The 6670-nt window shown below is 67.8% G+C and carries 7 protein-coding genes and 1 tRNA gene; 5 read left to right on the top strand and 3 right to left on the bottom strand.

What is annotated here, in order from left to right:
- Nucleotides 1-178: 178 nt before the first annotated feature.
- A tRNA-Gly gene (locus HWX58_RS13430) sits at nt 179-252 on the bottom strand.
- A gap of 94 nt (nt 253-346) precedes the next feature.
- On the opposite strand from HWX58_RS13430, the gene dcd reads away from it, so the two are divergent.
- Together dcd and HWX58_RS13420 are read left to right on the top strand one after the other, a co-directional pair.
- Nucleotides 347-952 (top strand): dCTP deaminase, encoded by a 606-nt coding sequence (gene dcd / locus HWX58_RS13425; RefSeq protein ID WP_175988558.1) that lies wholly within the window; start codon nt 347-349, stop codon nt 950-952.
- Nucleotides 953-1369: 417 nt separating this feature from the next.
- A complete protein-coding gene (locus tag HWX58_RS13420) occupies nt 1370-1588 on the top strand; it encodes a hypothetical protein (RefSeq protein WP_175988556.1) in 219 nt (72 codons plus the stop codon).
- A gap of 106 nt (nt 1589-1694) precedes the next feature.
- Here the strand turns inward: HWX58_RS13420 and HWX58_RS13415 are convergent, their stop codons facing one another.
- Nucleotides 1695-1967, bottom strand: coding sequence for a hypothetical protein (locus HWX58_RS13415; protein ID WP_175988555.1), 273 nt, complete (start codon nt 1965-1967; stop codon nt 1695-1697).
- A 184-nt stretch (nt 1968-2151) separates the two neighbouring features.
- Here HWX58_RS13415 and HWX58_RS13410 point away from each other — a divergent pair, with 184 nt between their 5' ends.
- On the top strand, nt 2152-2601 hold the full coding sequence (locus HWX58_RS13410) for a MarR family winged helix-turn-helix transcriptional regulator (RefSeq protein WP_250646253.1): 450 nt from the start codon (nt 2152-2154) through the stop codon (nt 2599-2601).
- On the opposite strand, the gene HWX58_RS13405 is transcribed toward HWX58_RS13410, so the two are convergent.
- The gene (locus HWX58_RS13405; protein ID WP_175988553.1) at nt 2514-3944 is read right to left on the bottom strand and encodes an MFS transporter; all 1431 of its coding nucleotides are present in this window, start codon (nt 3942-3944) and stop codon (nt 2514-2516) included. The genes HWX58_RS13410 and HWX58_RS13405 overlap by 88 nt on opposite strands.
- 246 nt (nt 3945-4190) lie before the next feature.
- Here HWX58_RS13405 and HWX58_RS13400 point away from each other — a divergent pair, with 246 nt between their 5' ends.
- Both HWX58_RS13400 and dnaK read left to right on the top strand, forming a co-directional pair.
- Entirely contained in the window at nt 4191-4652 is a 462-nt protein-coding gene (locus HWX58_RS13400; RefSeq protein WP_175988551.1) for a DUF3817 domain-containing protein, read from the top strand.
- A 155-nt stretch (nt 4653-4807) separates the two neighbouring features.
- Complete coding sequence (dnaK, locus tag HWX58_RS13395; protein WP_175988549.1) at nt 4808-6670, top strand: molecular chaperone DnaK; 1863 nt, start codon at nt 4808-4810, stop codon at nt 6668-6670.

The raw sequence follows: 6670 nt of genomic DNA, 5'->3' as shown, positions 1-6670 counted from the left end.
GCCGTGCTCTCTGCGCTCGCCGTCGCCGATCACGTCAGGCTCGGGCGACTCGTCGAGGTGCCGCTGGAGGGGCTCCCGATCGCTCGCCCGATCACGGCGCTGTGGCGTGGTGGTGCGAGGGAGCTCGCATCGGTCAGCCGTGCGCTCGTCGAGGTCGCGGTGGAGTGAGGGCGGTGCGTGGAGGGACTGACGGGAATCGAACCCGCGCTGTCTGCTTGGGAAGCAGAAGTTCTACCATTGAACTACAGTCCCGGAGCCTTGCGGCGTCTGGCCAGCATAACAAACGCACGAGGCACGGCTAACACTCGGCGGGCTCAGTGTTCGGCATCCCAGTAGGCTGATTCCCGTGCTTCTCAGCGACCGCGATATCAAGGCAGAACTCGCATCCGGCAAGATCGGGCTGAGCCCGCATGAGCCGGAGATGATCCAGCCGTCGAGCATCGACGTGCGCCTGGACCGGTACTTCCGTCTGTTCGACAACCACAAGTATCCGTTCATCGACCCGGCCGAGGACCAGCCCGAGCTCACCCGCCTGATCGAGGTCAAGCCGGATGAGCCGTTCATCCTGCACCCCGGAGAGTTCGCTCTCGGCGCCACGTTCGAGCAGGTCAGTCTCGCCGACGACATCGCAGCACGGCTCGAGGGCAAGTCCTCGCTCGGCCGCCTCGGCCTGATCACGCACTCCACGGCGGGCTTCATCGACCCCGGCTTCACCGGGCACGTCACGCTCGAGCTCGCGAACGTTGCGACGCTGCCGATCAAACTGTGGCCCGGCATGAAGATCGGTCAGCTCTGCTTCTTCCGCCTGACCTCCGCCGCTGAGAACCCCTACGGCTCGGGCCCGTACGGCAACCGCTATCAGGGGCAGCGCGGGCCGACGGCATCCCGTTCGTTCCAGAACTTCCACCGCACCGACGTCGGCACGATCGACGCCGGATCCCTCGGCGGCTGACCGTGACTCGGGCGCGCCGCGCCCGTAGGATCGAGGCGTGACCGGCGACGAAACCGAGAACGTTCCAGACCCGACGACGGATGCTGCGGCTGCGGCCCCTGCGACGGCCGCAGACCCTGCGGCCGCGGAACCGCCTGCGCCACCTGCGGCATCCGGTGCCGTGGATCCTTACGCTGTCCCGGCGCCGGAGACCGTTGCGACGCCCGACGCGGAAGCGGCCATCGAGGATTTCGAAGTCCCGCCGCCTCCGGAGTTCGAGGCGGCGCCGCCGCTCCCATCCCGGAACCCGTCATCCCGCCGTCATCGACGGAGGATGCCGAGCCGGCGGATCCGGATGCCGCCCCAGGACTGCGCAGGCGCCGCACCTGGGCGCCGAACGACACCTGGACGACGGCGTCGTCGCACAAGCACGAGGGCGTGCTGCCGACCGTGGCAGAGAAGGCCCGGACGAGGGCGGCCGCGTCCCGGGCGGCGACCGAGCGTGACGAGGCGACCCGCAACGACGTCCCCAGCCCGGCCGCGGGCGGGACCGAGGGCAACAGCTACCGCGGCTGGACCGTCGCGATCTACGGCGGCCTCGCGGTGCTGTTCCTCGGCGCGATCGGCCTGATGGCCTTCCTCGGCCTCAGCGGCTGACCACCTCCGCGACCGCAGTCCGGTCGCCCGGTGGCCCGGGATGAAAGAAGGGTTTCCAGGCTGGCGATGCCTCGGAGCCCGCAAACACTTCTTCCGTGGAGCTGGTTCAGCGGTCGTCGCGACCGCGGGTGAATCCGGCATCGAAGCCGCGCTCATAGGCGCTCTGCACGAACCGGGCAACGCGCGCGCGACCATGACCGTGACCCTTGTGGCCGTGCCCGTGAGGGCCACGACCCGGGTGCGGGTGGTGGCCGTGCTCGACGCTCGCGCCGAGTCGCTCCTTGGCGTCCCGTCCTTCGTCCGTGAGGCTCCAGGTGCCATCGGCATCCGTCACCCAGCCGAGCTCGAGCGCCGAGAACCCCGACCCCGCCGAAGCCATCGCACACGCCCTCTCGCGCCTGCGCGGGCAACGCTCGTTCGGGCCCCACGGCCGTGGGCGCGGCGGCCCCTTCGGAGAACACGGCCCGCACGAGCACGGCCACGACCCCCGGCACGCGCCGGGCCACCGCGCTGCTCCGCCCTTCACGGGCGCGCCCTGGGCCGGAGGGCCGGGAGGTGGGCGCATGGGCGGCCCCGCGCTCTTCCGCATGCTGGATGCTCTGGCTACGGCATCCGAACCGCTCAGCGTCAGCGAAATCGGCGAGGCGATCGGCGTCGATCAGCCCCGGGTGTCGCGCCTCGTGCAGCAGGCGGTCCAGCGCGGACTCGTCCAGCGCGAAGCCGATCCCGAAGACGCGCGCCGCACCCGCATCGCCCTGACCGACGACGGGCGCCGCATCGCCAAGGGCATGCGCGGTGAACGCCGTCAGGTGCTGAGCAAGGCCCTCGAGTCTGCTGAGCAAGGCCCTCGAGTCGTTCACCGAAGCGGAGAAGGCAGAGCTCGCCCGACTGCTCGGCAAGCTCGCCGACAACTGGGACTGAGGGCTCAGACCCCGACGTCCTTCGGGAACGGCACGAACAGCAGCAGCACGAGGCCGATGAGCAGGATCAGCCCGATCCCGAGCACGCCGTAGACGATCCCGCCGAACCACATGAGGAACAGCGACCAGGCCAGCGGCGAGAGGAACGATGCCACGCGCCCCGTCGTCGCATACAGTCCGAAGATCTCGCCCTGCTGGCTCGGCGGCGTCAGACGCGTGAGCAGACTGCGGCTGGCCGCCTGCGTCGGCCCGACGAATGCGCACAGCAGCAGGCCGCAGATCCAGAAAACGATGGTTCCGAGATCCTTGAGCGCGTAAACGACGAACGCCATGGCGACGAGGCCCGAGAGGGCGATGACGATGAGGCGACGCGGTCCGATCCTGTCGTCGAGGCGCCCGGCGAGCAGCGTCGAAACGCCGGCGACGAGGTTCGCGGCGAGGCCGAAGACGATGACCTCGAGGAACGAGAAGCCGAACCCCTGCGCTGCGAGCACGGCGCCGAAGGCGAACACCCCGGCCAGGCCGTCGCGGTAGACGGCCGCGGACAGCATGAACCAGAACGTCGAGCGGTTGGTGCGGAACAGCTTCGCGATGTTCTGTCCCAGCACGACGTAGGAGCGGACGAACCCGACCTTCTGCGAGGTTCCGTACGCGGGCGACTCCGGAACGTTGCGGAACATCGGGATCGAGAAGACGATCGTCCACACCGCGCAGATGACGGCGACGAGCTTGAACGACAGCGGGTCGCTCTGGCCGACGATGAACAGCACCGGGATGCAGACGATCAGGGCGACCACGCCGCCGATGTAGCCGAGGCCCCAGCCGAGACCCGAGATGCGCCCGACGTTCTTCGGCGTCGACACCTCCGAGAGCATCGCGTAGTAGCTGACATTGCCGATCTCGCTGACCACGGCGGCGATCGCGACGGCGAAGGCGCCGAACCAGAAGTACCGCGGATCGGCCTCGACGAAGAACAGCGCGAACTGCAGCAGGGCGACGCCGATCGTCGCGCCGATCACCCACTTCTTCTTGTTGCCGCGGGCGTCAGCCTGCTGACCGAGCACCGGCGCCAGCACGAGGATCACGATGCCGGCGGCGAAGTTCGCCCAACCCCACCATGCCGACAGGTCGGTGAGGCCCCGGCAGTAGTCGGATCCGATGTACTCGGCCTGGTTGCAGTTCATGTAGCTGCCGTCGGCGAGCTGCCCGGATGCGCGGACGTCCTCGTCGAGGAACATCCGCGACGTCAGGTAAAGCGCGATCCAGACGAAGGTCAGGATGACGGTGTTGAACGGCTGCATCGCCCAGTCCCACATCGCCCAGGAGACGACCTGCTTGCGCGTGGCCTGCGGCGCGCCCTCGTGCTCGCGGCCGAAGGCGGTCATCGCGGCCGTGGTGACCGGCGTCTCCGCAGGCTCGGCGTGCTCATCGGTCATGTTCGAAGTCTGGCCGGGTCCGGTGAACAGCGGGTAGCGGCGCGCCGACGGCGCCTCGCTGCCCCCAGTCCGTGTGGATCGGCCTGAGGACGCGGGTGCTCTGTCGGGTGCATCTCCTCTGCCCCTGCGACCGTGGAAGCGTGACAACGACCGTGCGCATCCTCGTCGCCCCGTGACGCCCATGCAGCGCATCCGAGGCGATGCTCCGGGTAGCGTGGAACACACCGCCGACGAACGAGGAGCGCGATGTTCAGAACCCCCGCCCGCCTGTACCGAGTCCTCGCCGTCGCCGAGGCGATCACGTGGACTTTGCTGATCTCGGCGCTCATCGCCCGGGCTGTCGGAGCTCCGGGGATCGTGGTGACGATCGCCGGCGGCATCCACGGGTTCGTGTTCCTCTCCTACGGCGCGACCGCGATCCTCGTCGCCTTCAACCAGCGCTGGTCGATCGGCGTCGGCATCCTCGCCGTCGTCAGCGCGATCGTGCCATACGCGACGATTCCGATGGAGATCTGGCTGCACCGCAGCGGGCGGTTGACCGGCCCGTGGCGACTCGAGGCGAGCGACCACCCGCAGGACCGCACCTGGTACGACCGAACGATGCGCTGGTTCCTCAATCGCGCGTGGGTGCTCGTCGCGCTCATCGCGGTCGCCGTCGTGGCGCTGTATGTGATCCTCCTGATCGCGGGGCCTCCCGGCGGGAAATGATTCCCGCCCACCGCGCGGAAATCAAAGTTGAGCCAATTCATATCAAGTTCACTTGACACCGCGAAGGGGGCGGGAGTACAGTTGAGCCATCGCGACTCAGGTTTCTGAGTTGCCCTGCACTTCATCCACGTACTTCCAACCAGAAGGAGAATCACATGGCACGTGCTGTTGGAATCGACCTCGGAACGACGAACTCCGTCGTCAGCGTCCTCGAGGGTGGCGAGCCTAAGGTCATCGCCAACGCCGAGGGCTTCCGCACGACCCCCTCGGTGGTCGCATTCACCAAGGACGGCGAGGTGCTCGTCGGCGAGACCGCCAAGCGCCAGGCCGTCACCAACGTCGACCGAACCGTTGCATCCGTCAAGCGCCACATGGGCACCGACTGGACCTTCGACGTCGACGGCAAGAAGTGGACGCCGCAGGAGATCTCCGCGCGCATCCTCATGAAGCTCAAGCGCGACGCCGAGTCGTACCTGGGCGACACGGTGACGGATGCCGTCATCACCGTCCCCGCGTACTTCAACGACGCCGAGCGTCAGGCCACCAAGGAGGCCGGCGAGATCGCGGGCCTGAATGTCCTGCGCATCATCAACGAGCCCACAGCCGCGGCCCTCGCCTACGGCCTCGACAAGGGCAAGGAGGACGAGCTCATCCTCGTCTTCGACCTCGGTGGTGGAACGTTCGACGTCTCGCTGCTCGAGGTGGGCAAGGACGACGACTTCTCGACGATCCAGGTCCGTTCGACGGCCGGTGACAACCGCCTCGGCGGTGACGACTGGGACCAGCGCCTGGTCGATCACCTGATCAAGCAGTTCAAGGAGACCAGCGGCGTCGACGTGTCGGGCGACAAGATCGCCCTGCAGCGTCTGAAGGAGGCCGCGGAGCAGGCGAAGAAGGAGCTGTCGAGCTCGACCAGCACCTCCATCAACCTGCCCTACCTGTCGCTCACCGAGTCGGGCCCGGTGTCGCTCTCCGAGACGATCACCCGCGCGAAGTTCGAGGACCTCACAAAGGACCTGCTCGACCGCACGAAGAAGCCGTTCGAGGACGTCATCCGCGAGGCGAACGTCAAGGTCTCCGACATCGACCACGTCGTGCTCGTCGGTGGCTCGACCCGCATGCCCGCCGTCGCCGAGCTCGTCAAGCGCGAGACCGGCAAGGAAGCCAACAAGGGCGTCAACCCGGATGAGGTCGTCGCCGTCGGCGCCGCACTCCAGGCCGGTGTCCTCAAGGGCGAGCGCAAGGACGTGCTGCTGATCGACGTCACCCCGCTGAGCCTCGGCATCGAGACCAAGGGCGGCCGGATGACCAAGCTCATCGAGCGCAACACGGCCATCCCGACCAAGCGCAGCGAGACCTTCACCACGGCCGACGACAACCAGCCGTCCGTCGCGATCCAGGTCTTCCAGGGCGAGCGCGAGTTCACCCGCGACAACAAGCCGCTGGGCACCTTCGAGCTGACCGGCATCGCGCCGGCTCCCCGCGGTCTGCCGCAGATCGAGGTCACGTTCGACATCGACGCGAACGGCATCGTGCACGTGTCCGCCAAGGACAAGGGCACCGGCAAGGAGCAGTCGATGACCATCACCGGCGGCTCGTCGCTGTCGAAGGAAGACATCGACCGGATGGTCCGCGAGGCCGAGGAGAACGCCGCTGAGGACAAGAAGCGTGCCGAGGCCCTCGAGCAGCGCAACCAGGCCGAGACCCTCTCCTACTCGATCGAGAAGCTGATCAAGGAAAACGAGGACAAGCTCCCCGCCGAGGTCAAGGACGAGGTCCAGGCCGACGTCGACGCTCTGAAGACGGCTCTGGCCGGCGATGACGACGACGCGGTCAAGACCGCTCTCGACAAGCTGAACGAGTCGCAGAGCAAGCTCGGCGAGGCGATCTACGCGCAGTCACAGGCGGATGCCGCGGCCGGCGCATCCGCTGAGGGCGAGGCTCCTGCGGGCGACGCATCCTCCGACGAGGATGTCGTCGACGCCGAGGTCATCGACGACGAGGACGAGAAGAAGTAA

It is taken from the genome of Microbacterium tenebrionis, assembly GCF_903645325.1.
Taxonomy (GTDB): Bacteria; Actinomycetota; Actinomycetes; order Actinomycetales; family Microbacteriaceae; genus Microbacterium; species Microbacterium tenebrionis.
This window is presented reverse-complemented; position numbering and strand designations above follow the sequence as displayed.

Coding starts and splice junctions, on each gene's coding strand:
- dnaK (WP_175988549.1), top strand. CDS start 4,808: ATGGCACGTGCTGTTGGAATCGACCTCGGAACGACGAACTCCGTCGTC.
- HWX58_RS13400 (WP_175988551.1), top strand. CDS start 4,191: ATGTTCAGAACCCCCGCCCGCCTGTACCGAGTCCTCGCCGTCGCCGAG.
- HWX58_RS13405 (WP_175988553.1), bottom strand. CDS start 3,944: ATGACCGATGAGCACGCCGAGCCTGCGGAGACGCCGGTCACCACGGCC.
- HWX58_RS13415 (WP_175988555.1), bottom strand. CDS start 1,967: ATGGCTTCGGCGGGGTCGGGGTTCTCGGCGCTCGAGCTCGGCTGGGTG.
- HWX58_RS13410 (WP_250646253.1), top strand. CDS start 2,152: ATGGGCGGCCCCGCGCTCTTCCGCATGCTGGATGCTCTGGCTACGGCA.